This window comes from Enterococcus sp. DIV1411a (assembly GCF_050531945.1).
Taxonomy (GTDB): Bacteria; Bacillota; Bacilli; order Lactobacillales; family Enterococcaceae; genus Enterococcus_B; species Enterococcus_B faecium.
Map to the genome: position 1 here is coordinate 2005643 of NZ_CP172892.1, position 24054 is coordinate 2029696.

Annotated in this window: 26 protein-coding genes and 1 tRNA gene; 9 read left to right on the forward strand and 18 right to left on the reverse strand. The window is 38.0% G+C overall.

Going from position 1 to position 24054, the window contains the following annotated elements; translation table 11 throughout:
* The first annotated feature begins 63 nt into the window (after positions 1–63).
* The gene (locus tag IGJ87_RS09715) at positions 64–1236 is read left to right on the forward strand and encodes an IS256-like element IS1542 family transposase (protein ID WP_430609293.1); all 1173 of its coding nucleotides are present in this window, start codon (positions 64–66) and stop codon (positions 1234–1236) included.
* A 211-nt stretch (positions 1237–1447) separates the two neighbouring features.
* Complete coding sequence (locus tag IGJ87_RS09720) at positions 1448–2086, forward strand: CPBP family glutamic-type intramembrane protease (protein WP_002326001.1); 639 nt, start codon at positions 1448–1450, stop codon at positions 2084–2086.
* A gap of 118 nt (positions 2087–2204) precedes the next feature.
* Here the strand turns inward: IGJ87_RS09720 and IGJ87_RS09725 are convergent.
* Positions 2205–2277 (reverse strand) — tRNA-Thr (locus IGJ87_RS09725).
* Between the two features lie 120 nt (positions 2278–2397).
* On the opposite strand from IGJ87_RS09725, the gene IGJ87_RS09730 reads away from it, so the two are divergent.
* Complete coding sequence (locus tag IGJ87_RS09730; RefSeq protein ID WP_002294094.1) at positions 2398–2640, forward strand: hypothetical protein; 243 nt, start codon at positions 2398–2400, stop codon at positions 2638–2640.
* Positions 2641–2779: 139 nt separating this feature from the next.
* Here the strand turns inward: IGJ87_RS09730 and upp are convergent, their stop codons facing one another.
* From upp to IGJ87_RS09775, 9 genes are all read right to left on the reverse strand, one after another.
* Positions 2780–3409, reverse strand: a complete 630-nt coding sequence (gene upp, locus IGJ87_RS09735) for a uracil phosphoribosyltransferase (RefSeq protein WP_002294095.1) — start codon at positions 3407–3409, stop codon at positions 2780–2782.
* A gap of 133 nt (positions 3410–3542) precedes the next feature.
* Positions 3543–4490, reverse strand: coding sequence for an alpha/beta hydrolase (locus IGJ87_RS09740; RefSeq protein ID WP_002338674.1), 948 nt, complete (start codon positions 4488–4490; stop codon positions 3543–3545).
* 162 nt (positions 4491–4652) lie between these two features.
* Entirely contained in the window at positions 4653–5897 is a 1245-nt protein-coding gene (glyA, locus tag IGJ87_RS09745; RefSeq protein WP_113787880.1) for a serine hydroxymethyltransferase, read from the reverse strand.
* A 174-nt stretch (positions 5898–6071) separates the two neighbouring features.
* On the reverse strand, positions 6072–7097 hold the full coding sequence (locus IGJ87_RS09750; protein WP_002318664.1) for an L-threonylcarbamoyladenylate synthase: 1026 nt from the start codon (positions 7095–7097) through the stop codon (positions 6072–6074).
* A 21-nt stretch (positions 7098–7118) separates the two neighbouring features.
* The gene (locus IGJ87_RS09755; RefSeq protein ID WP_089030479.1) at positions 7119–7298 is read right to left on the reverse strand and encodes a hypothetical protein; all 180 of its coding nucleotides are present in this window, start codon (positions 7296–7298) and stop codon (positions 7119–7121) included.
* On the reverse strand, positions 7291–8130 hold the full coding sequence (gene prmC, locus IGJ87_RS09760) for a peptide chain release factor N(5)-glutamine methyltransferase (RefSeq protein ID WP_002325410.1): 840 nt from the start codon (positions 8128–8130) through the stop codon (positions 7291–7293). The genes IGJ87_RS09755 and prmC overlap by 8 nt, the downstream gene beginning before the upstream one ends.
* A complete protein-coding gene (gene prfA / locus IGJ87_RS09765; RefSeq protein WP_002289676.1) occupies positions 8123–9196 on the reverse strand; it encodes a peptide chain release factor 1 in 1074 nt (357 codons plus the stop codon). Before prfA ends, prmC begins: the two co-directional genes overlap by 8 nt.
* Positions 9197–9198: 2 nt before the next feature.
* The gene (locus IGJ87_RS09770; RefSeq protein WP_002289675.1) at positions 9199–9783 is read right to left on the reverse strand and encodes a thymidine kinase; all 585 of its coding nucleotides are present in this window, start codon (positions 9781–9783) and stop codon (positions 9199–9201) included.
* Between the two features lie 105 nt (positions 9784–9888).
* Positions 9889–10353, reverse strand: a complete 465-nt coding sequence (locus IGJ87_RS09775) for a GNAT family N-acetyltransferase (protein ID WP_002307216.1) — start codon at positions 10351–10353, stop codon at positions 9889–9891.
* Between the two features lie 105 nt (positions 10354–10458).
* On the opposite strand from IGJ87_RS09775, the gene IGJ87_RS09780 reads away from it, so the two are divergent.
* Entirely contained in the window at positions 10459–11061 is a 603-nt protein-coding gene (locus IGJ87_RS09780) for a class I SAM-dependent methyltransferase (protein WP_002289673.1), read from the forward strand.
* 103 nt (positions 11062–11164) lie between these two features.
* On the opposite strand, the gene lepB is transcribed toward IGJ87_RS09780, so the two are convergent.
* From lepB to IGJ87_RS09800, 4 genes are all read right to left on the reverse strand, one after another.
* Positions 11165–11734, reverse strand: a complete 570-nt coding sequence (lepB, locus tag IGJ87_RS09785) for a signal peptidase I (protein WP_002294105.1) — start codon at positions 11732–11734, stop codon at positions 11165–11167.
* 229 nt (positions 11735–11963) lie between these two features.
* Positions 11964–12731: a DUF6681 family protein gene (locus IGJ87_RS09790; protein WP_002302142.1), complete on the reverse strand. Its 768-nt coding sequence runs from the start codon at positions 12729–12731 to the stop codon at positions 11964–11966.
* Complete coding sequence (locus IGJ87_RS09795; RefSeq protein ID WP_002294107.1) at positions 12728–13207, reverse strand: hypothetical protein; 480 nt, start codon at positions 13205–13207, stop codon at positions 12728–12730. The genes IGJ87_RS09790 and IGJ87_RS09795 overlap by 4 nt, the downstream gene beginning before the upstream one ends.
* Before the next feature lie 124 nt (positions 13208–13331).
* Positions 13332–14069, reverse strand: a complete 738-nt coding sequence (locus IGJ87_RS09800; RefSeq protein ID WP_002287242.1) for an epoxyqueuosine reductase QueH — start codon at positions 14067–14069, stop codon at positions 13332–13334.
* Positions 14070–14229: 160 nt separating this feature from the next.
* Between IGJ87_RS09800 and IGJ87_RS09805 the strand changes: the two genes are divergently transcribed.
* The 3 genes from IGJ87_RS09805 (at position 14230) to IGJ87_RS09815 (ending at position 17896) form a co-directional block, all read left to right on the forward strand.
* The gene (locus IGJ87_RS09805; protein ID WP_002338672.1) at positions 14230–15630 is read left to right on the forward strand and encodes a TrkH family potassium uptake protein; all 1401 of its coding nucleotides are present in this window, start codon (positions 14230–14232) and stop codon (positions 15628–15630) included.
* A 222-nt stretch (positions 15631–15852) separates the two neighbouring features.
* The gene (locus IGJ87_RS09810; protein ID WP_002287244.1) at positions 15853–17205 is read left to right on the forward strand and encodes a Mur ligase family protein; all 1353 of its coding nucleotides are present in this window, start codon (positions 15853–15855) and stop codon (positions 17203–17205) included.
* Positions 17198–17896 (forward strand): type 1 glutamine amidotransferase, encoded by a 699-nt coding sequence (locus IGJ87_RS09815; protein ID WP_002287245.1) that lies wholly within the window; start codon positions 17198–17200, stop codon positions 17894–17896. Before IGJ87_RS09810 ends, IGJ87_RS09815 begins: the two co-directional genes overlap by 8 nt.
* A gap of 61 nt (positions 17897–17957) precedes the next feature.
* Here the strand turns inward: IGJ87_RS09815 and IGJ87_RS09820 are convergent, their stop codons facing one another.
* The 3 genes from IGJ87_RS09820 to IGJ87_RS09830 are packed head-to-tail and all read right to left on the reverse strand — an operon-like array spanning position 17958 to position 21340.
* Positions 17958–19109, reverse strand: a complete 1152-nt coding sequence (locus IGJ87_RS09820; protein WP_002338671.1) for a mannitol-1-phosphate 5-dehydrogenase — start codon at positions 19107–19109, stop codon at positions 17958–17960.
* A gap of 12 nt (positions 19110–19121) precedes the next feature.
* Positions 19122–19559: a PTS sugar transporter subunit IIA gene (locus IGJ87_RS09825; RefSeq protein ID WP_002287247.1), complete on the reverse strand. Its 438-nt coding sequence runs from the start codon at positions 19557–19559 to the stop codon at positions 19122–19124.
* Positions 19560–19573: 14 nt separating this feature from the next.
* The gene (locus IGJ87_RS09830; protein WP_002338670.1) at positions 19574–21340 is read right to left on the reverse strand and encodes a PTS mannitol-specific transporter subunit IIBC; all 1767 of its coding nucleotides are present in this window, start codon (positions 21338–21340) and stop codon (positions 19574–19576) included.
* Between the two features lie 263 nt (positions 21341–21603).
* Here IGJ87_RS09830 and IGJ87_RS09835 point away from each other — a divergent pair, with 263 nt between their 5' ends.
* Both IGJ87_RS09835 and IGJ87_RS09840 read left to right on the forward strand, forming a co-directional pair.
* The gene (locus IGJ87_RS09835; RefSeq protein ID WP_002338669.1) at positions 21604–22281 is read left to right on the forward strand and encodes an ABC transporter ATP-binding protein; all 678 of its coding nucleotides are present in this window, start codon (positions 21604–21606) and stop codon (positions 22279–22281) included.
* A 2-nt stretch (positions 22282–22283) separates the two neighbouring features.
* A complete protein-coding gene (locus IGJ87_RS09840) occupies positions 22284–23411 on the forward strand; it encodes a hypothetical protein (protein ID WP_010718040.1) in 1128 nt (375 codons plus the stop codon).
* A gap of 199 nt (positions 23412–23610) precedes the next feature.
* Here the strand turns inward: IGJ87_RS09840 and IGJ87_RS09845 are convergent, their stop codons facing one another.
* Complete coding sequence (locus IGJ87_RS09845) at positions 23611–24051, reverse strand: PTS sugar transporter subunit IIA (protein ID WP_002287254.1); 441 nt, start codon at positions 24049–24051, stop codon at positions 23611–23613.
* Positions 24052–24054 lie beyond the last annotated feature (3 nt).

A 24054-nucleotide genomic window follows, 5' to 3' on the forward strand; every position in this document is an offset into this window, starting at 1 on the left:
ATGTAACAGCCCTTTTACGGTACAATGTTTTTAACCACAAAAACATACCCAGGAGGACGTTACATGACCCAAGTACATTTTACACTGAACAACGAAGAGGTTCAAAGTATTATTGAACATTCGGTAAAAGATGATGTTTCTAAAAATATTTTAACCACTGTTTTCAACCAATTGATGGAAAATCAACGAACAGAATATATTCAAGCCGATGACTATGAACGTTCAGAAAGTCGTCAGAGTCAAAGAAATGGCTATTATGAGCGAGACTTTACGACTCGTGTGGGTACACTCGAATTAAAAGTGCCTAGAACACGTGATGGTGAATTTTCACCGACGGTGTTTGAGCGTTATCAGCGAAATGAAAAGGCACTGCTCGCTTCAATGCTTGAGATGTATGTTTCGGGCGTTTCGACACGTAAAGTTTCAAAGATTGTTGAAGAGCTATGTGGAAAATCTGTATCGAAATCTTTTGTTTCTAGCCTGACTGAGCAGTTAGACCCGATGGTCAACGAATGGCAGAACCGTTCACTCTCAGGTACGAATTATCCTTATCTGATGACTGATGTTCTCTACATAAAAGTCCGTGAGGACCATCGAGTGCTTTCTAAAAGCTGCCATATTGCGATCAGGATAACAGAAGGTGGCGACCGTGAAATCATTGGCTTCATGATTCAAAATGAAGAAAGTGATGACACATGGTCCATCTTCTTTGAATACTTAAAAGAACGCGGCCTAAAGGGGACAGAACTCATCATTTCTGATGCCCATAAAGGCCTAGTGTCTGCGATTCGTAAGTCATTTACCAACGCAAGTTGGCAGAGATGCCAGGTCCATTTTTTAAGAAACATCTTCAGTTCCATTCCAAAAAAGAATTCAAAACCGTTTAGAGAAGCAGTAAAAGCGATCTTTAAGTTTACGGATATTGAACTCGCTCGAACAGCTAAGAATGCCTTAGTCGGTGAATATATCGACCAGCCTAAATATACAAAAGCCTGCGAAATATTGGATAATGGCTTCGAAGATGCCTTTCAATACACGGTTATCGGAAATAGTCATAATCGGCTAAAAAGCACCAACCTTCTTGAACGACTGAACCAGGAAGTCCGCAGAAGAGAAAAGATTATTCGGATTTTTCCCAACCGAACGTCTGCCAATCGATTAATTGGAGCTGTCCTTATGGACCTTCATGACGAATGGCTCAGTTCTACAAGAAAATATATTAAGTTTGATCAATGAGAGACCGGTAAAACATTGTATAGTATTTTACACAGGATTATGGACTTGACTGTTTTGCTAGAAAATTTTTACAAATAAAAGTAGTATAATCAAAATGAATATATAAAATAAATTTTTAGCAATACAAATATTCATAAAAAAACATTGCCTATTTTAACTCTTCATGTATACTGACTCTATCTTCAAAAACTGAATAGTAGGAGTTATTATCATGAATAACATTTTAGGAAAAAAAATAGAACTAAAAAAAGGGATATTGGGCACTATTGTCGTTGTACTCGGTTTGTTAGGGTTGCTATTTGCGCCATCCATCATTAGCATTTTTTCTTTAACTATCACTGGATTTATAGCATTTATACTTGTTTTTGGTAAAAAAGATACGAAAAATATGTTCTCGAAACCTGTCGCTCCTGTCAAAAATATAGCCAAATATTTTTTTATCAATGTAGTAATCAGTGCCGCAGTCTCGGTATTTTTGCAACAAATTTTGAAATGGGGTTTAACAGGCAATCCAATAAATGAGGCTTTCAGCCCGTTATTATTTATTATTTTGCCTATCATGATACTTGGAGAAGAATTGTTCTCAGTGTATTTTCTCGCTATTTTTTCTAGTAAGTTCAGCATTCCTGTCGCTAGTTTCTTGTCAGCAATCATCTTTGGATTTATCCATTACAGTACTTATGATAATGGAAATATTTTACACACTGTAGCACACATCCTTTTGATACAAGGGGTGGCAAGATTGTTATTCAACCAAGCTGCCATTAAAAGCAACTCGATCATTACAAGTTGGGCAGTTCATGTGATATTTGATTTCACAGCTATATTGCTAGTCGTTTTATTCTCCTAAATTTTTATAGAAATAATACATGCTCTATTGCTAAGAAAGCATACTTTATTTCCTTTAAACAAAAAGACAGATGTATCAATGGATTAAAAATCCTTGATACATCTGTCTTCTCTTTTAATGCCAGCTATAGGGATCGAACCTACGACCTACGCGTTACGAGTGCGTTGCTCTACCAACTGAGCTAAGCTGGCCTTATCCAAAAGAAATTATATACTCTATTTGGCTGATTGTAAAGAGTCCGATGGAAAATTAGTTTAATTTCATGATATTTTTCATAAAACGTGGTATAATTGATGTGAAAGGCAGGTTTTATGAAAATGGCAACTTTTGGAAAATTTGATACAACTATCGTACCATCGGAAATTGGTGAAAAATTCAAGATCAATACTCACGTAATGTTCACAATTCACGGCAAGTCGCAAACTGGAACGATTTCAAAGCAATTGAAAAATTCCGCTGTTGTTGAGATTGATGAAACTGCAGAAAATGCGAACTTGATGACGCAAAGTAAGGGTGTAGTAATCGTTAACTACAAAGAACTAAAAAAGATTTGAATTTGACCATCTCTGCATTTTTGGGATGGTTTTTTTTATATGCAAACGAAAGCTGTGAAAAAGCTGTTCTGCATCAAACGTTAAAAATGACCAAAAAAGGATGTGACAAAAGTTGTATCACACCCTTTTTCGTATTTACTTATTTTGTACCAAACAAACGGTCACCCGCATCCCCTAGTCCAGGAACGATATAACCATGTTCATTCAATTTTTCATCTAGAGAAGCTGTATAGATGTCAATATCAGGATGCGCTTCTTGCAAAGCTTTTACTCCCTCAGGTGCTGCTACCAAACAAACAAATTTAATGTTCGACGCGCCACGTTCTTTCAATGCATCGATTGCCATGATTGCTGATCCGCCTGTTGCCAACATTGGATCTACTACAAACAACTGACGTGCATCAATGTCTTCTGGAAGTTTGACGAAATATTCATGTGGTTCCAATGTTTCTTCATCTCGATAAAGACCGATATGTCCCACTTTAGCAGCTGGAATCAATTCCAAGATACCGTCAACCATTCCAATACCTGCGCGCAAGATTGGAATAATCGCTACTTTTTTACCAGACAACGTTTTTTGTGTTGTTTCAGTGATCGGTGTTTCGATCACGATGTCTTCCAATGGCATATCCCGTGATACTTCATATGCCATCAACATAGCGATTTCATCGACTACTTCACGAAAAACCTTTGTTCCGCAGTTTTTGTCCCGAATAATAGTTAGTTTGTGTTGAATCAATGGATGATCGATCACTTGAAATTTGCCCATTTTTTAAGCTCTCCTTTGTTCTGTCGTTTCTTTTTAATTGTAAAACAAAATCAAGTGATTGACTAGTCAAACTCGCCATTTTTCCTAAGAAAATCCGTTTTTGAAAAGAAGTTTTCCTGTGGACAAGCAAAGCTTATTCTTTTTTCTTGATCCAAGAAGTAGATAATGCCATTGCTGCACGCGTTGCCTTTGTCTGATCCATAGCATTTACCATGACAAAATCATGGATGATTCCTTGGAAGCGTACTTGTGTAACAGGAACCCCTGCATCACGAAGTTTGCGCGCATAAGCCTCACCTTCATCTCTTAATACATCCGCTTCTCCCGTTAAAATCATTGCTGGAGGAAGATCATTTAGTTCATTCAGGTCTGCTCTCAAAGGCGAAGCTGTGATTTCAGCACGCTCTTCCTCATTCGTCGTGTATTGATCCCAAAACCACATCATTCCTTCTCTTGTCAAAAAATAGTTTTCCCCGAATTCATGATAGGAATCTGTATCAAAATCAGCGTTTGTGACTGGATAATACAGCAATTGCTTGGATATTGGGAGGCCCTTTCGTTCTTTTGTTAAGATCGTCATGACTGTAGCCATGTTACCACCTACTGAATCTCCTGCAACGATTAGATTCTCGAGATCCAGATTTTTTGACTTGGCTAATTTATTCAGCTGTTGCAACACAGCATAATTTTGTTCAATTGCTGTTGGATATTTTGCTTCTGGTGATCGACTATATTCTGGAAAGACAACGACGGAATTCGTACGAACCGCAAGTTCTCTGATCAATTTATCATGGGTTTGAGCACTGCCAAAAACCCAGCCTGCTCCATGAATATAAAAAATAACTGGTAATTTATCCATATTCCCTTCTGGTCGTACGAGACGAATATTGAGTTTTCCCCATTCGCCAGTATCCACCATCAAGTCTTCAATATCGACGGAATATTTGTTCACAGGTGATTCTTGTACTTCTTCTAGTAAAGCTCTTCCTTCTTCCGGTGCTAGTTCATAGATACGCGGATGAGGCGCATTTGCATCACTGAATGCTATTGCTTCCTTTTCTAACGAGATACGATCAGTCATGACTTTTCCTCCCTGAGATTTAGTGTGAAGACTAAAATTACACCTCATATACTAGAGAGCATCACCGATATTGTCAAAGAATCCGTTTTCCCAAAAAATAAACAGAAAAAAACAGAAAAGCCCAACATTGAACTTTTCTGTTTACTAATGGAATTTAAATTTTTATTTTTTATGCAACGGAAATTTTTCAGTTAATTCGCGTACACCTGTTTTGACTTCGTCTAGTTGAACGTTATCATCTTTTGCTTGTAATGCTTTGACAACTAGTTCAGCCACTTTTACAGCATCTTCTTCTTTGAACCCGCGAGTAGTGATTGCTGGCGTGCCGATTCGAATACCGCTTGTTTTGAATGGACTTAGTGTTTCAAAAGGAATCGAGTTTTTATTTACAGTGATATTCACACTGTCCAAAATGCTCTCTGCTTCTTTTCCATTTATACCTAACTCGCGAACATCGATCAACATCAGATGATTATCTGTCGCCCCTGAAATGACTCTGGTTCCAATTGCTTGATTGAAAACTTTGACCATTGCTTTTGCATTGGCGATGATTTGTTCACTATATTCTTTAAATGCAGGATCTAATGCTTCTTTGAATGCTACTGCTTTACCCGCAATCACATGCTCTAGAGGGCCGCCTTGAATACCAGGAAATACCGCACTATTTATTTTTTTTGCTAATGCTTCATCGTTTGTCAAAATCATGCCGCCTCGAGGTCCGCGCAGTGTTTTATGAGTGGTAGTCGTTGTGATATCTGCATAAGGAACTGGATTAGGATGAAGTCCTGCTGCTACTAATCCTGCGATATGTGCCATATCTACCATCAGTTTTGCGCCTACTTCATCTGCGATTTCTCTGAATTTCGCAAAGTCGATCGTTCGTCCGTAAGCACTGGCACCTGCTACGATCAATTTTGGTTGATGTTTTCTAGCTAAAATACGTACCACATTATAATCAATAACTTCTGTTGTCGGATCAACACCGTAAACAACAAAGTGATAGGTTTTGCCACTGAAGTTGACTGGTGATCCATGTGTTAGATGTCCGCCTGCGGAAAGATCCATTCCTAAGATCGTGTCCCCTGGTTCTACCAAAGCGAGATAAGCAGCCGTGTTGGCTTGAGAGCCGGAGTGAGGCTGGACGTTCGCAAATTTCGCTCCGAATAATTCTTTTGCACGGTCAATCGCTAAATTTTCAACGATATCGACAAATTCACACCCACCATAATAGCGATGCCCTGGATAACCTTCTGCGTATTTATTTGTCAAGATACTTCCTTGTGCAGCCATCACTGCTTCGGAGACAAAGTTTTCAGAGGCAATCAGCTCCAAATTATGTTCTTGTCTTTCTTCTTCTTTGGCGATCGCAGCCCAAAGATCAGGGTCAAACGTTTTGTAATCTACCACAAACAACAGCTCCTTTTTATTTTCCTACAATTTTATTTTTCCCCTCAAAAACAAATTGCCAAATATTCGTATCTCTTCTATTACGATTAGTTACGCTTAGTTTTTCGTTCACTGATAGAAGATTTACTTGATAGCATTGTATCATACTAAAAGAATGCGACAATAACCAATTGATCATTTTTCAAAATAATTTTGTCCTGCTGCTTTTTTCAAGCGATTCATATAAGCATTCCCCAATCCAGTTTCTGGATATACTTGTACAAAAATCAAATCTAATCCAAGTGTTGGTTCATCTAATCCTCTTAGACCTGCAAACAATCCTTTAGCCGCCGCTTCTACTGAGTTGTCGTTATACATATAAACAGCTGCAGTATCTGTCCGCACTTGATCCGCAATTTCGGGGCTTGCTATGACACCTGCACGGATCTTCTTATTTTTTGCCCATTGAACTGCAGTTGACCAATCGCCATCTCTGACCATCAGAACACGTGTATCGGGTGAGTAGTGTTTGTATTTCATCCCAGGCGCTTTTGGTGTTTCATTTTCTTTTACAAGATGCTGATCAATAGCAACAGGAGATTCGATGACTGCTTCGATTTGTTCTTTCGTTACTGCACCTGGTCGTAAAATCATAGGCATGGCTGTTGGATCACTTAAATCAAGAACAGTGGATTCTACACCAATTCGCGTAGCTCCATCATCAATAATCCCGGTAATTTTTCCTTGTAGATCATGATATACATGATCTGCAGTCGTTGGACTTGGTTTTCCCGACGTATTTGCACTTGGACCGACAAGCGGAACACCGGAAAGTTCGATTACTTCTAGTGTTTTTTTGTTATCCGGCATACGAAATGCAGCTGTGGATAATCCTCCCGTCACAACTGAGGGCAAAGTGTCTTTTTTGATCTTAAATATCAAAGTTAATGGTCCAGGCCAGAAGTTCTTCACAATCTTCTCTGCTGCCGGATGAAAGTTGTCCACATACTCTTTTACTTGTTCAAAAGAGGCGACATGGACGATTAATGGATTATCTTGCGGTCTCCCTTTTACAGAAAACACTTTCTTGACAGCGTTTGGTAAAAGAGCGTTGGCGCCCAATCCGTATACTGTTTCGGTAGGAAAAGCAACAAGTTCTCCTTCTTTCAGTGCTTCGGCTGCCTCTTGCAATTCTGTTTCATCATATCGTTTCGTTTCCACAGTTTATCCACAACCCCTTTTTCATACATTCTTATTTTGTCTGAGTTTATCCTCAAATTTTCCACTGTTTGTGGATAATCTATTTGTCAATAGTGGATAAACTTGTTGATAAACCAAAAAGTCGTTTACATCCTTGTCAAATAAGTGTTTTTTTATAATAAAAAAACAAATAAAAAATTTTTCATCCACAACTTCAACCATAAACTTGTATCATTCGTTCATTGCCAAAAAGATCCTTTTTTATCGCCACTTTTTTATCTGGAAATGCTTGCTGAAATATTTTTTTTACTGCTTCACCTTGGCGAAATCCGATTTCTAAAAAAATCTTTCCATTTGATTTTAGTACGCTTGGTGCTTCAACTGCTATTTTTTCATAAATAGCTAATCCATCGTTCTCAGCAAAAAGGGCCATTTTAGGTTCGAATGACCGGACACTTTCATCCATCAGTTCCCATTCATTCCGACTGATGTACGGCGGATTAGAAATAATCACATCAAATTGCTGATCCATTACTGGTCCTAATGTATCTCCATGATAAAAACTGATTTTCGTTCCTTCTTTCTGAGCATTTTCTTTCGCTACTTCTAATGCTTCTTCTGAAAGATCCACAGCAGATACATGCCAATTTCTTCTTGCTGCTTTCAAACTAATAGCAATTGCTCCAGTCCCTGTCCCAATATCTATCACTTCTAACGGTACATCAGGCGTCTCGTCTAAACACCATTCGACTAACTCCTCTGTTTCTGGTCGAGGGATCAGTGTTGCTTCAGTTACCTTTAACCGATGATCATAAAAATCTGCATATCCTAGCAAATACTGAGGTGGATGATCTGCAAGCAGAAGTCGCAGATCGGTTTCGATCAACCGCTGTTCTTCTTCTGAAATCTCTTCGTTCATATGAAGGAGCCAATCAAGTTTTTTCCATTGTTTTCGTTCCAAAAATAAAAATTGGATACTATATGCTTCTTTCCCATGATCCTCTAAAAAAGAAGAAGCCCGTGACAGGACTTCTCGATAGGTCATTTTACCCATTTTGCATAGCTTCCAGTTTTGATGTTTGATCATACATGATCAATGCATCAACGATCTCATCTAATTTCCCTGCTAAAATCTGATCTAATTTTTGGATAGTTAATCCGATACGATGATCAGTCACACGATTTTGCGGGAAATTATACGTCCGGATCCGTTCTGAACGATCCCCAGTTCCGACTGCTGATTTTCGATTGGCATCATACTCGCTTTGTGCTTCTTGCTGGATCTTATCGTACACACGAGCACGCAAGATTTTCATTGCTTTTTCACGGTTCTTGATTTGAGAACGTTCATCTTGCATAGCAACAACGATCCCTGTTGGTAAGTGAGTCAAACGTACAGCAGATGCTGTTTTATTGACGTGCTGTCCGCCAGCACCTGAAGCATGATAGATATCTGTACGGATATCTTTGTCTTCAATATCGATCTCTACTTCTTCAGCTTCTGGCATCACGACAACTGTTGCGGTGGAAGTATGGATACGCCCTTGCGATTCAGTTGAAGGAACACGCTGGACGCGGTGCGCACCACTTTCATATTTTAATTTCGAATATACGTTGTCTCCGGTGATCATCATGATCACTTCTTTATATCCACCGATTCCGGTAACGTTAGCTTCCATCACTTCTGTTTTCCAGCCTTGTGCTTCAGCATACTTTTGGTACATATTGAAAAGATCGCCAGCGAATAATGCTGCTTCGTCTCCGCCTGCTGCTCCACGGATTTCCATGATGATATTTTTATCGTCATTTGGATCTTTTGGTAAAAGCAAGATCTTGATTTTTTCTTCTAAGACTTCTTTTTCTTTTTTTAATTCAGATAATTCTTCTTTTGCTAGTTCAGCCATTTCATCATCCAGTTTTTCACCAAGCAGTTCTTCTGTATCGGTGATTCCTTGTACTACTTCTTTATAACGACGATAAACTTCGACTGTTTCGCGCGTGTTTGCTTCTTCTTTTGAAAGCTGCATAAAACGCTTTGTATCAGAAATCACTTCTGGGTCACTTAAAAGTTCTCCAAGCTCTTCATAACGGTCTTCAATTGCTTGTAATTGATCGTACATGCTTATTCTCCTTCTGTAATCATTGATGGGTGAAAGTAATGTTTTCGACAAACGGGGTAATAAGCTTCATTTCCGCCGATTTGCACTTGATCGCCTTCATAAACAGGGTTTCCATCAATATAATGTAAATTCATGATTGCTTTTTTGTGGCAGAACCAACAGATTGTTTTCATTTCTTCGATTTTGTCTGCATAAAGCAATAAATATTTTGATCCTTCAAATAACTCGTTTCGAAAATCATTTTTCAAACCAAATGCCATAACCGGAATATCCAATTCGTCCACAATTCTCGTAAAAGCAATGACATGTTTCTTTTTTAAGAATTGCGCTTCATCGATCAGCACACAATAGGGTTTGCTTTCCATTTTCTGAATTACGTCAAATACGTCTGTTTCTTCAAATATCGGCATCGCATTACGTTTCAGTCCGATTCGGCTTGAAACAACGCCTAAACCATCTCTTGTATCAATACCGCTTGTCATTAAGACAACTGGCTTATTTTGTTCTTCATAATTATGTGCGACTTTTAGGATCTCGATCGTCTTGCCGCTATTCATTGCGCCATACTTAAAAAATAGTTGTGCCATGCTCTTTTTCACCTTCCAGTTTGTTCCTATGGTATTATACTTGATTTTCAGCATTTTTTACAGTGAGAATTTTCATCAAGCACAGATTAGTATTAAATCTATTGCTCACTTTTGTTCCAATTTTTTGACAAGAACTAAACATGGGTTCCATTCATCCCATAAATTTGGAAAAACTTCCAACCTTGAAAATCCTAATGATTCGTAGAAACAAATAGTTTGATCATATATAGAGTAGTGCCCCTCGTCTACAGTCTTCACTTGCAAATATTTGTAATGTTTTGCTGCGTAACCTTCTGCTTCTTTAAAAAGTTTTGTTCCTAATCCTTGGTGATGATAGTCTTTTTTTATTCCCATACAATAGATTTCGGCAGTATCTTCACTTGTCTGTGAAAGAGTGATAAAGCCTAAATATTCTTCTTTTCTTTTTTCACACCATAAAGGTAGTTTACTTGATTCCTCGATATATTTTTCCGTTGATTCAGGAAGCCCAAACCACTCAGGCAAGTCTAGTAATATTTCTCGGACACACTTTCCTTTTTCCTCTCTATCTTTTACAAACGATATCGGCATATTCTTTCTAGATTCTCCCTTTTTGAATTGAGTATAGCATGCTTTCTTTCTTTTCACGTGCTATAATAAGTTAAAATTTCAAAGTTTTACGTAAGGAGCTATTTGATGACAAAAAATATTTTTGATTCCATCGCTAACCATTATGATTCCCCTGACCGTCAAGCATTAGCCAAGATTATTCGCGAAGAACTAACTACTTATCTACCGCGCGACAGCCACCAAAAAGTCCTGCTGGATTACGGAGGCGGAACTGGGCTTGTTAGTTTACCGCTTGCGGAAAGATTCAAAGAACTGATCATTGCCGATGCTTCAGAAACTATGCTGAAAATGGCAGAAGAAAAGATCCAAGCAGCAGATCTGAAAAATGTCCGAACGATCCACGCTGATGCTTCTGTCGAATTTCCTGCTGTCCAAGCTAATCTCATCCTTCTATCACTTGTACTTTTACACATTCCTGATACGGAGAATATTCTTACAAAACTTTATGAAATTTTAGCTCCTGGCGGTCAATTGATCATCGTAGACTTTGACAAGAATGAACAAATTAGTCATCCGAAAGTCCATAATGGCTTTAGCCAAGAAGAATTGAATAATCGATTGGAAAAAACGGGCTTTGTCTCTGCTACTAGTCATACCTTCCATCGTGGGGAAAAGCTATTTATGAACAAAAACGCTTCGCTTTTCTTATCCATCAGCCAAAAAGCTTAAAATGAGATTGCAAAAAAAGTGAGCAACTCCAAGAAATAAGAAGGAATTTTCGGAAAAAGAAGCTGTGACAAAAAACATGTCACAGCTTCTTTTTATTTTTTCATCACATGATTTTGATTTCTGAAAGAGGCCAATAACGGAAAACAACTTTTCCTTGGATCATATCTTTGTCGACTAACCCAAACATTCGGCTGTCTTTTGAAATCAAGCGGTTATCGCCTAGAACAAGATACTTTCCTTTCGGCACAGTATATTCAAAGTCACTCGTAAAGGTGGATGAACTTTCTGCTTGTGCTTGGAATCCTGAGCTATAAGCATATTCTCCTTGTAACTTATCTTCTGAAAATTCTTTTTTGAACTCATCCAGATAAGGTTCATCATACTTTTTGCCATTAATGGTCAACTGGTCATTTTCCATCTTGACTGTATCTCCAGGCATACCGATGATCCGTTTAACAATCATCCGTTCTTCATCCCCCGGTTCCTTTGTAGTAATAATATCCATTCGTTCATAGTTTGAGATCTTAGATGAAATCAATCGTTGTCCATCACTTAATGTAGGGTCCATCGAATGCCCGTTTACAGTAACTGGTGTAAACACGTACACTCTAGCTAATAAAATAGCCGCTAATACAAGGATCAAAATCCCCCAATTTTTCAAAAATTCTTTCACAGCTTACCTCCTACTTGTATTTTCCTCGTTATTTATTACGTTTTTTCACAATACTTCGTTGTACTTTCTTTATTCTACAATGTTTATAAATGAAAGGAAAGAATAAGTGATGTGTTCGTCTTATCTTTCTCGTTATATAAAAAAGGAACGTGACAAAAGACGTGTCACATCCCCCTTATTCCGAATAAACGTTTTTATCGCAACCACTGATACACGGCGTTTCATCACATTATGAATGTCTTCTTCTTTGGCTACGACTATAAACCACTGGTTCTTCCTGCGACTGTGCCTTTTTTGCAATCAATTTCAGACGATAAGGCTCATGATAGCGTAACCCGTCTTTGACAAAATCACCGCCGACGATGAACAATCCGACAGGTTCCAATGTGTCTTCTGTTGAGTCAAGTCGAATGGTCCCTACTTTTTCCATGTCCGAGTAGCTTCGTCCAATATTTAGAACATACTCTTTCTCTCCTGTTTTCTTGACATAGTAATAAGGATACAATGTATTTCTATCGACCAGAAATCCATCCATGCGACCGAGTTCATTTGTTTTGATTTCACCATTTCCAATCAAATACCGCATATTCTCGGCTAATTTCAATTGATAATCTTCGTCATAAGAAACCATGACCTCTTGTGTATTCACTTTATCGATCGAATTTCCATTATCTATCGATTCTTCTGTCTGGATGTTGAACGCTTCATCAGGTAAATACTTCACAAAAAGCTGAGTGACATCGGCTTTCGTGTTTTTATCTAAAAAGTAATAAAATACATTTAAAACAGTAAAATAAACAAGCACTAGAAATGCAAGTCCATATAAGAAAAATTGAAGATAGTTTTGGTTTTGCCAAAGTCCATAAACAATTCTCAATAAATAAAGCGTGGGAATCACACTTAAAATCGTATATCCACGGTTAAGATATTTAGGACTGATGTCTAAATAGCCAAGGAATTTATGCACCCCGTTGATAAGGTCTAGTAAAAATGTCATTGAGAATCACCTGCTTGCTGGTTATACGTTTGGGTATTTCCTGAATCTTGGTTTTGCTGTGCTGTACGTGCTGCATCATCATTTTGCGTGTTATCATCTACAGTCGTACTGCTTGGTATCGTTTCGGAGCTAGCACTTGTATCCGGACTTGTACTTGGATTGGTTGAATCCGATGGAGTGCCATCTGGTACCGTATTACTTGTTTCGCTTGAGCTGTCAGTTGTATATGTCTCATCATACGACGAACTAGTTGTTGTATCGTCCCATGTACTTGTCGTAGTGGTTTCATTCAAACTTTCCGTTGTTGTTGGTTCAGATGTCGAGACTGAAGTAGTTGGTGTTGTTTCTTCTACAGTACTAGAACTTGAACTTGGTGCACGGTAGCTGGAACTATTCACAATACCTGTAGTAGTCGCGACAATCGTCGAGATTGTTAATACAGCGATTGGCTTCAAAATAGGTGCTACTTTTCGCATCTTATCTCTTCCTTCATTGAAATTTATTCTTGTTTCCTTACTTTACTACGGACAAATTATACAGTCTACCTTATTTCTACCATAAATTCTTTATTTTTTTCTTACGTTTTTCCGAAAGATTTCTTTAATTTTCCTCAAAAACTACGGTTGATGTTTTTAAGTAAGCTTTTGCTTCCCGATTGATTTCTTTCAGATCGCATCCTTGCTGCTTGGCAGCGAACACGCAACCACAATAACATTGGCGATAAATATCATACTCTTTGCACATTTGCAAAGAGCGTTCATAGCCTTTGTTTTTCTTGAAATCACTTGGCAAGTATTGTGTCCCGTAAATCTTTTGGATATCCATTCCGATCTGATTGATCAAAGCTGCATTTTTCTTTGGCGAGATGGTCAGGGCACTTCCAAAGTAATCGTATCCTAGTTCTTGCGCTTTTTGCGCAACAAGATCTAATCGCATATTGAAACATGCACTGCAGCGAGCACCACCTTCTTTTTCGTTTTCAAGATGGTTTGTTAAAACCATTTTGGTGAATTCATTTGGACGGTATTCATCAACGATTAGCGCTACATGATGGTCAGTTTTCTCATTAAATTGGTCTACAAATCGTTTTTGTTCATGTAATCTTCGCAAATACTCACTTTTAGGATGAATGTTCGAATTTGAAAAAAATAACGTGATCTCTGCATATTGAGACATGAATTCCAATGTGTGCGTACTGCAAGGAGCACAGCATGTATGTATTAATATCTTAGGCTTTACTTCTTCTTTCTCCCATTGCATGATCATTTTTTTCAGAACTGTATCATAATTTATTTTTTGATTTTTCATTTTTTCTACGATTTGTTGAGCATTAATCAATTTGTTATTCCTCCTCCTTCTTTTTTCTAGGATTTGCCTTATTATAAGCCATTTCTATTTTAATCGAAAGCTGTATTGTTATCTGTTTAATAATTTCTTTGAGTATTCCTAATTCCCCTTGTATACTGGTAGAAACGACTATTGTCAGGAGGATAGTACTGTGCATGTTGATTTATTCTTTCGAAGGCTGCAGCGGCGAGGACAGAAGTTTGCTGCCAATCATTTCTCATCGATCCAAATCATCGTTTTTTATTATATATTGATGACGGTCTTATCACTCGTTCTATTTTATATGCCGATTTTTCGCGAACCAGATAGCCATGTTTCTTTTGTGGACATGCTGTTCATGGCAATCAGTACAGTGAGTGTGACTGGACTATCGACTTTTGATATCAATTCTGTGTTCAATGATAACGGTATTATACTGCTGGAAATATTATTTCAAGTTGGTGGTTTGGGGATCATGATGATTTCTACTGCTTTTGTCATTTTTTCTAAACGACGGATCACACTGAAACAACGACAGCTGATCATGACGGATATGAATCAACCGCGTTTGTCTGGTATCGTCCGACTGATTCGGATCACTTTTTCTATTTTAATCTGGTTTCAATTACTTTTTGGGACATTCTTTTCTATTTATTTTTATTACAGAGGCTATTTTGATCGTTGGCGTGATGCCGTTTTTTACGGTTTTTATCAGGCGATATCGGCTGTCACGAACTCTGGGTTTGACGTCACTGGGGATTCCATCAAGCCCTTTGCACATGACTATTTTTTCTTGATCCTGATCATGTTTTTGATTTTTGTCGGAGGAATTGGTTTTCCTGTATTGATGGAGTGCCGGGAATGGCTATTATACAAACGTTCCAATGCGAAGCTTCCGTTTCGTTTTTCCTTGTTTACCAAATTAGCTGTGTTAGCTTTTGTTATCTTGTTTGTTTCGGGAACTGTCTTGATTTATCTATTGGAAAAGGACCATTTATTCCAAGATTCCAATATGAGTGTCAAATGGATCAATTCGATGTTTTATTCGATTACGACTCGTAATGCTGGTCTGCAGATTCACGATTTGGGTGATTTTCAAATCACAACACTGATCATTTTTTCTTTACTGATGTTTATCGGATGCAGTCCTAGTTCTGTAGGCGGCGGGATTCGAACAACTACTGTAGCAATCATCGGTTTGTATCTATATTCCTTCCTCAAAAGTGAAGATAACATCAATATTTTTGGACGGAGAATCGATCAAGATGATGTGCGAAAATCAGTCGTTGTCTTTATGCTTTCTCTTGGTATGTGTTTCTTTTGTATCGTTTTTTTATCTGCTACAGAAGAACAAACGCTGATCTCGATCATCATCGAAGTAACTTCTGCGTTTGGAACAACTGGTTTATCTTTAGGGATTACCGGAGACTTGTCTGTTGTGGGCAAAATCACGATTGCTGCACTGATGTTTATTGGGCGGATCGGAATGCTATATACATTGATGTTATTCGTACCAAAAGAAACACGAGATCTAGGCTATGAATATCCAAGCGAGAAAATTATTATCGGTTAAAATGGGAATATAGGTAAGAGGGAATAATAAAATCACAGCAGCTTGAAACAATCATTTTGTTTCAAGCTATTTTTTTGTTAAATCATGCGATTTTGTCCGATTTCATGCACTTTCAGCCGTAACCTTTTCTTAAGAATAAGAAAAGCAATTTAACCTTTTTTTCAACATATGGTATGATTAGTTGAATTTATTCGTCAGCAAATCGTTTTTGGAGGTTACATAATGGGAATACGCAGTCATTTTGCGATTGCAGTTGGAAAAACGTCGCAATGGGCATTAAAAACTTTTTTTAAAGGCGGATCAAGTTTACCAGGTAAACTAGCGCTGAAAGTCGATCCACATATACTAGATAGTTTGGCAAAAGACTACCAAGTCGTCGTTGTCACCGGAACAAACGGTAAAACTTTGACTACCGCTTTAACAGTCAATATTTTGCGCCAGCAATTCGATGAAGTTCTAACCAACCCTACTGGTGCGAATATGGTACAGGGAATTGTATCGACTTTCTTGCAGGCAAAACCAAAAAAAGGACAGAAAAAGTTTGCTGTCCTAGAAATAGATGAAGCAAGTTTGAGCAAAGTCACAGAATATATGAAACCAGAACTGTTCTTATTTACAAATATTTTCCGTGATCAAATGGATCGGTATGGAGAAATCTATACGACCTATAAAATGATTGTAGACGGTGCCGCAAAGTCACCAAATGCAACGATTATCAGTAACGGTGATTCACCAATCTTCAATTCTATCGAAACAGTCAATCCTAGAAAATATTATGGCTTTGACCATGAAGAAGATCGTGAACAAATGGCTCATTACAATACAGACGGTGTCTTATGTCCAAATTGTCATCACATCTTGCATTATAAAATGATCACTTATGCAAACTTAGGGAAATATTACTGTCCAAATTGTGACTTCAAACGTCCTGAATTGGATTATCGATTAACTGATATGGTACGGATGGACAATGTGTCAGCAGATTTCGTGATCGATGGTCATGAATACGGAATCGAAGTTGGCGGTATGTATAATGTCTACAATGCTTTAGCAGCTACTGCAGTGGCAGAGTACTTCAATGTCGATCCTGATAAAATCAAACAAGGTTTAGGATATGACGAGAAAGTATTCGGCCGACAAGAAGTCATCAATATCAATGGGAAAAAATGTACATTAGTACTTGTCAAAAATCCTGTAGGTATCAATCAAGTAATCGATATGATTGGTCTAGCTCCTTATCCATTTTCTTTAGTGGCTTTATTAAATGCCAATTACGCAGACGGAATCGATGTCAGCTGGATTTGGGATGGTAATTTTGAAAACTTTGCCGATATGGATATCCCAGCTGTTATTTCTGGAGGAGACCGTCATACAGATATGACTTTACGTCTAAAAGTTGCCGGGATTCCAGAAAATAAATTGACAGAAACAAAAGAATTACCAGAAGTAATCGAAAAAATCAAAGAATTGCCAACTGAGCATGTCTATATTTTAGCTACTTACACTGCTGTATTGCAGCTTCGTAAAGAACTAGCTGCTCAAGGATTTATCAAAGGAGGAATGAACCGTGGCTAATTATGAACTCAATATCGCCCACCTTTATGGAAATTTGATGAACACATATGGTGATAACGGAAACCTTTTGATGTTGAAATATATAGCAGAAAAAATGGGGGTTTCTTGCCATACGGAGATCGTTAGTATACATGAACCTTTTGATGCTGATAAATATGACTTGGTTTTCTTTGGCGGTGGTCAAGACTTTGAGCAATTAATCATTTCAAAAGACATCCAGAAAAAGAAAGATTCTTTGATCAACTATATCGAAAATGATGGCGTCATGTTAGCCATTTGTGGTGGCTACCAATTGCTAGGTCACTACTACATGGGAGCTAATGGAGAAAAGATCCAAGGAATCAGTGCACTGGATCACTACACGTTAAGTCAGGAAAATAACCGGTTTATCGGTGATATCGTTATCCATAACGAAGAATTCAATGAAACTTATTATGGATTTGAAAACCACAATGGTCGGACTTTCTTAGGTGAAGGTGAACGACCTTTGGGGAAAGTGGTACAAGGTCAAGGAAATAATGGTGAAGACCAATCTGAAGGTGTCATTTACCGAAATGTCTTCGGTTCTTATTTCCATGGACCTATCCTTGCAAGAAATGAGAACCTGGCAGCTCGTTTGATCCGCCTAGCTTTAGAACAACGTTACGGTAAAGAATTGGATCTGCCCTATCTTGAAGGACAAACAGCCTAGTTATTCGAAAAAGGGGAATGTGACAAAAATTTCGTCACATTCCCCTTTTTCGTATCCTATTTTAAGCGACTTGCTTGGCATAACGGTTCACGTTTTGCTTGATATTCCCGATTGTTTTCGGATCATTGATTCCTGTGACTTCTTGAATCAATTGTTCCAAGTTTTCATGGATCTTCATTTCATGCAATTGACGGCTTTGTTCATCTTCAGGATCATAGTAATTAAAAATAATCCCCATTGTTGCCGTCAAATGTGGGCAAGTCAAGTTATGTTCTTGTAGTTCTCTCACTGGACGTGTAAATCTTTCTTGATAACCTAACTTACGTAATGGTGTCCGAGCGACACGTGTGATCGCATCAGAGATATTTTTGTTTTGGAAGCGATGGATGATTTTTTCAATATACGCATGATGCTGCTCTGCATCAAACCCCCATTTGGCAATCAGCAAACTTCCTGTTTCCTGCAAAACTGATTTTAATTGTGCCACAACTAACGCATCTTGCATTGCTTCATCAATGGTCTGGTAACCTAACAAGGCACCTGTATAAGCGACAGTCGCATGACCAGTATTGACACTAAATAGTTTGCGTTCGATATATGGTTCTAGATCATCTACATATAAAACCCCTTTTAATTGGATTTTTTTATTTTTTCTTTGGCTATCGTCAATGACCCATTCTTTGAAAGGTTCCACTTGGACGAATAAAGGATCTTCATGGTGTTGTAATGGGACGATTCGATCGACTGCTGCATTTGGAAAGCCGATATATTTGTCAGTAAATGATGTTTCCGGAAGATATTTATACACTTCTTTTTCTAGAAATGCTGAACCGCCAATCATATTTTCACAGGCAATGATATCTAAAGATGTTGTGATTCCTTCTTTTTCTCTTTCTTGGATACCTTTTGCAATCAACTCAGCAATAAAAGGTAAGATATTCGGGCCAATGGCGGTAGTAACTAAATCTGCTTCAGCGATTTCTTGGATTACTTTTTCTGGATTTGTTTGATTGTTGATACCTATGACATTTTTTACAGTGATTTTTTCTTTTGATTCATCTGCTAATTCGATTTCGTATTCTTTTCTTTCATTTAAAGCATCAATGATCGTGTGATTCACATCTACGAAAGTAATCTCAAATCCATTAGCTGCCAAAACCTCTCCAATAAATCCTCGACCGATATTTCCTGCACCAAAATGTACTGCTCTCATTTTTCTCTCTCCTTAAGCAATTGCTAGATTTTCCGTTACTTCTTCTTTGCTGAGCGCGTCTGCTAGCTGGACAACATTGTCCATATCACTGCAATAAAGTGCGATTTGCTGTACAAGTTGCAAATGCTCATCTCCGACTCCTGCAATACCGAACAAAACAGTCGCAATCTTTTCTTCTTCTTCGGTACCAAAATCTACACCATCTGGTACTTGAACGACACAGATGCCGGATTTTTTCACATATTTTTTTGCTTCATCTGTTCCATGAGGAATCGCGATAAAATTCCCCATATAAACAGATAACATTTTGTCTCTATCTACCATGGCATCGATATATTCCTCATCAACACACCCTGCTTCTACAAGCATCTGACCGCAATAGCGGATCGCTTCTTCTTTGGTTTTAAAAGATCGATTGAGCTCGATCATGTCGAATGGCAAACTTTGCATGCTGTTTTCCTCCCTTAAGCTGTCTGTTTCAAATATTGTGCAATCGATTCGTATTTTTGCGGATTGACCATGCTGTTGACTGATAAATGAATGGATTGAGGCGCAGCCATCTGTACTTTTTCCGCTAAACTTTCTTTGGCTACGATCAGTGAATCAGGTTCATCTTTTAAATCTTGGATATTGACTTTTCTTAACGGGATAGTTAAATGGTTCTTGTCTAATATATCTTTGAGCACGGTCATCCCCATTGTTGCTGATCCGGAACGATCATCGTGGACAAGTAGAATCTCTTTGATTTGTTTGATGTTTGCTGAAAGAAACTCTTCTTCTGGCTCATTCTCAATTTCAGAAACTGATGGTTCCTGCTTGCTGCTTAATTCTTGAATGATTTCATCATATCGAGGTGAATTCAAAAAGTTTTCTACTGAGACAAAACGCGCGCTCGGTGCTTTTTGTTTTGCTCTTTCTTGTAGTTCGACCTGAGTAACGATCAATGTATTCGAGTCATCTGTCAGTTGGCTGATTGCTTGATTGGTCACCGTTTGAGGCAAGTCTGCTTCCTGTACTTTTTTTCTCAAGATCGAAGCGCCCATCGCACTTGATCCCATCCCTGCATCACAAGCAAAAATGATTTTTTGTACGCCAGAGAATGTAGCTCCTTGAGGAATACCTTGGGCACCTTTGGAAGCTTGCTTAGCTGCCTTTGTCTCTTGAACAGATTTTTCGAAGTCTTCATTTGTATCTTTCGCATCCGCTTTCAAAATTACTGCAGAAATACCAAACGAAACAGCTGCGGCAACAATCACGCCCAAAATAACAGGAAGGTAAGAATTGAACGGTGTCATCGCTAGAATCGCAATGATCGACCCTGGAGAAGCTGGCGCTCTTAGTCCAGCATCCATCAATTGGAAAATGAAACTTCCTGACATTCCTCCGCCTATAACTGATAAGAATAATAACGGTTTCATCATAACGTAAGGAAAATAGATTTCATGGATCCCGCCTAAAAAGTGAATGATCATGGCTCCTGGTGCTGAAGATTTTGCTGCTCCTTTGCCAAACAAAGTAAAAGCAAGTAATACGCCAAGTCCTGGACCAGGATTTGCTTCAAGCAAGAATAGAATAGATTTTCCAGCCTCTGCTACTTGTTCAGTTCCCAATGGTGTCAAAATCCCATGATTGATTGCATTATTCAAAAATAAGATTTTTGCTGGTTCAATAAAAATACTTGTCAATGGAATCAAATGGGCAGATAAAATGATCTCTACACCTTTTGCCATTGCTTGAGTCAATGCATCGACAACTGGACCAATCGCAGAAAAACCTAATAACGCTAATCCAAAACCGATAAGACCTGCTGAAAAATTATTGACTAGCATTTCAAAACCGGATTTGATCCGTTTTTGGAATAGCTGATCAAATTTCTTGATGGCATATCCACCAAGAGGTCCCATGATCATCGCGCCTAGCATCATTGGAATATCTGTTCCGACAATCACACCCATCGTTGCAATTGCCCCAACAACTGATCCGCGGTCACCAGCAATTACTTTTCCGCCAGTATAACCGATCAATAAAGGAATCAGATAAGTTAGCATTGGGCTTACCATGGTAGCGAAAGCCTCATTTGGTAAATAACCATCTGGGATAAATAGAGCCGTTAATACACCCCAGGCAATCAGTGCTCCAATATTTGGCATGACCATGCTTGATAAAGTACTGCCTAATTTTTGTACCCTCGCTTTTAGCGAAATGTTGTTTTTGGGAATCGTCCGTTCCATTTTGTCTCTCCCTCTCTCCTTTTGATACTCTAATTGTATCCGCTTACTAAAAAGAGAAATAGTCGTACTTTGGCACGAAACTTTGTGCCAAAGGTTTGAGTATGTCAGCAAAATAAAAAGATTTCGGTATCAGAAAACTTCAATTTTAAATAAAACTGTTATTTTAATTTTTTTATAATATGCAAACAATAACTTTTGTTAGCATTTAATTTAGATGTTTTTCATTCTATTATGTTATTAAATTTTATATTGGAGGCCTATCTATGACATTACTGATCAAAAACATGAACATGAAACGTGGTAAAAAACGTGTGATTCGACAATTGAATCTTTTATTAGAATCAGGAGAAGTAGCTGCTTTGATTGCCCCGAACGGATTTGGCAAAACAACTTTGCTGAATGGTATTGCCCAACTGCTACCAACAACTTATGATCAATTGTCCCTTCACAACATCTCTCCTACTGCTTATACAGATTATCGCCGGTCTTTCTTTTTTCTAGAATCAACGAATCAGTTATCCGACTATCTATCGGCTGTTGATTATTTGACTTTGATCAAATACTATTGGCAGAGCAAAGTAGAATGCCAAACTGTTTTCCAACGATTGAAGATGACTGAGTACCTTACTTTGTCGATTGGAAAAATGTCTCTAGGAATGAAACAACATGTCTTGCTTGCTGCTTACTTGATCAGTGATTCATCTGTCATGTTATTCGATGAACCGTTGAACGGATTAGACCCAGGAAGTATTGATATCTTGAATAGCCTCATCAGACAATGGCAGAAAGAGGGGAAGACGATTCTTCTTTCTTCCCACGCTATCGCGAATATCCAATCGATTTGTTCTAAAGCATGTTTTCTAAAAAATGGAGAAATCGTCACAGAATCCTCAAATATGGAAGAGATTTTAGCTATTTATCGTAAATTATATGAGGTGTAACTATGTCTTTACTTACATTTGAACGCAATCTCTTACTAAAAAACAAAGTAAACTTTTTATTTCCTCTATTGTTGGTCGTGCTCTTTGCATTCCCACTTTTTTTTGATCATAAACTTGCTTATACAGAATTCGATGAACTGAATCATAACTATGAAGAGATGCAACGTTTGATTGAAACGTTGAAAGAAGATGAGAATGAGAAAGAATTTGTGGAAAGTTTAGAGAAAAGCAACAAACTGATCGAAGCAATCTTACATGCAAAAAACACAGGGAATGTCCAGCAAATGGTCGAAGCAACTTATCATTATGAAAAAGATATACTGGATCGACTGATTTCTGGTCAAAGACAAGGAATTCCAATCATTGAACAACAAAAACGTGTCGAGTTGCTCCGTTATATGAAAGAACATCAGATCCAAAGATATTCTATTTTTGACTTGCCAGCGCATCTCCCTTTAGCGAATTACTACGAAAATATTTTTTCAGGAATGATTTCTAGTTTTTTGATTTTATGTATAACCGCCTTGTTTCTTTCTTCCATCATCTCTTATGAAAAAAGAAAGCAGGTAATCTCTCTAGTCAATCTATTACCGGATAGTATGGTAAAGAAACATAGCATCCGTTTTACCGTTTATTATGGTGCAGCTATGCTAAGTCTCGTGATGCCATTTTTGATCGTCTCTATACTAGTAATAATCAAAAATGGTTTGGGAGACTTCCGTTATCCTGTAGGAACGATCATTGGTCAGGAGATACGAATCCTTCCGATGTATGCGTATCTTTTCCAGAGCTTTCTGTTCCTGTTGTTGTGGGTGCTCTTTTTAAGTACAATCAGTTTTCTTCTATCTGCTTTATTTGAACATTCTCTAGTCAATCTTTTAGGTACACTTCTTTGTCTTTTCTTAGCAGAGTATCGCTTGTTTTCTTCGATTGGATGGATAGAATCAATCAGTCATTACTTGCCAACTTCTTATGTTGATTTTCAAAATGTGATCATAGGAGGAGATATTTTCTCGCCACTAGCTTCAGAACAGGTTACTTTCATGAATGGTATCTTGACACTTGGTATATGGAGTATCGTTTTATTATTCATAGGTATGGGCACTATCTATATAAAAAAGAGCTATTAAAACACAAAAATAATAGGGGCGGTGACAAAAACCTTGTCACCGTCCCCTATTTCAAATAAACGTTTTTCTAGAATAAATAGTTTTCAAAAGCTTGCATCCGCAGTAATAAGAACCTCCCAACAAAAATAGCTCCTCTTATTTTTATCTTGGTTGAAGTTATTACTTGATGCAAGGCAGCTTTTTTTACTGTGAACATTGGTTATATATGTCCATGTTCAAAAATCATTTGGACTTCTTCAATGGTTTCCGCATCACTGAGCGCCATTACTTGGTCGATGTCTGAACAGAAAAAGGCTAAATCTTGGAGCACCGCTAACTGATGTTCTTTTTTTAAAGCCACTACAAATAAGAGTGTCGCGATTTTTGGTTCCTCTTTTGTTCCAAAGTCCACACCATCAGGCACTTGGACTAAATAGATTCCTTCTTCTACTACTTCTTCATCTTTGTCAGTCCCATGTGGCAAGGCTACGAAATTCCCGATATAGACACTCGCTTTTTCTTGTCTTTCGATCATTGATTGGATATATGCCGGTTTGATTCCCCCTTGTTGGGTCATCCACTGGCCGATCTCGGTCAACGCTTCTTTCCAATTTTGATAGGATTGATCGAGCAATATTTTTTCTGCTGGTAGCTGGATCATCTT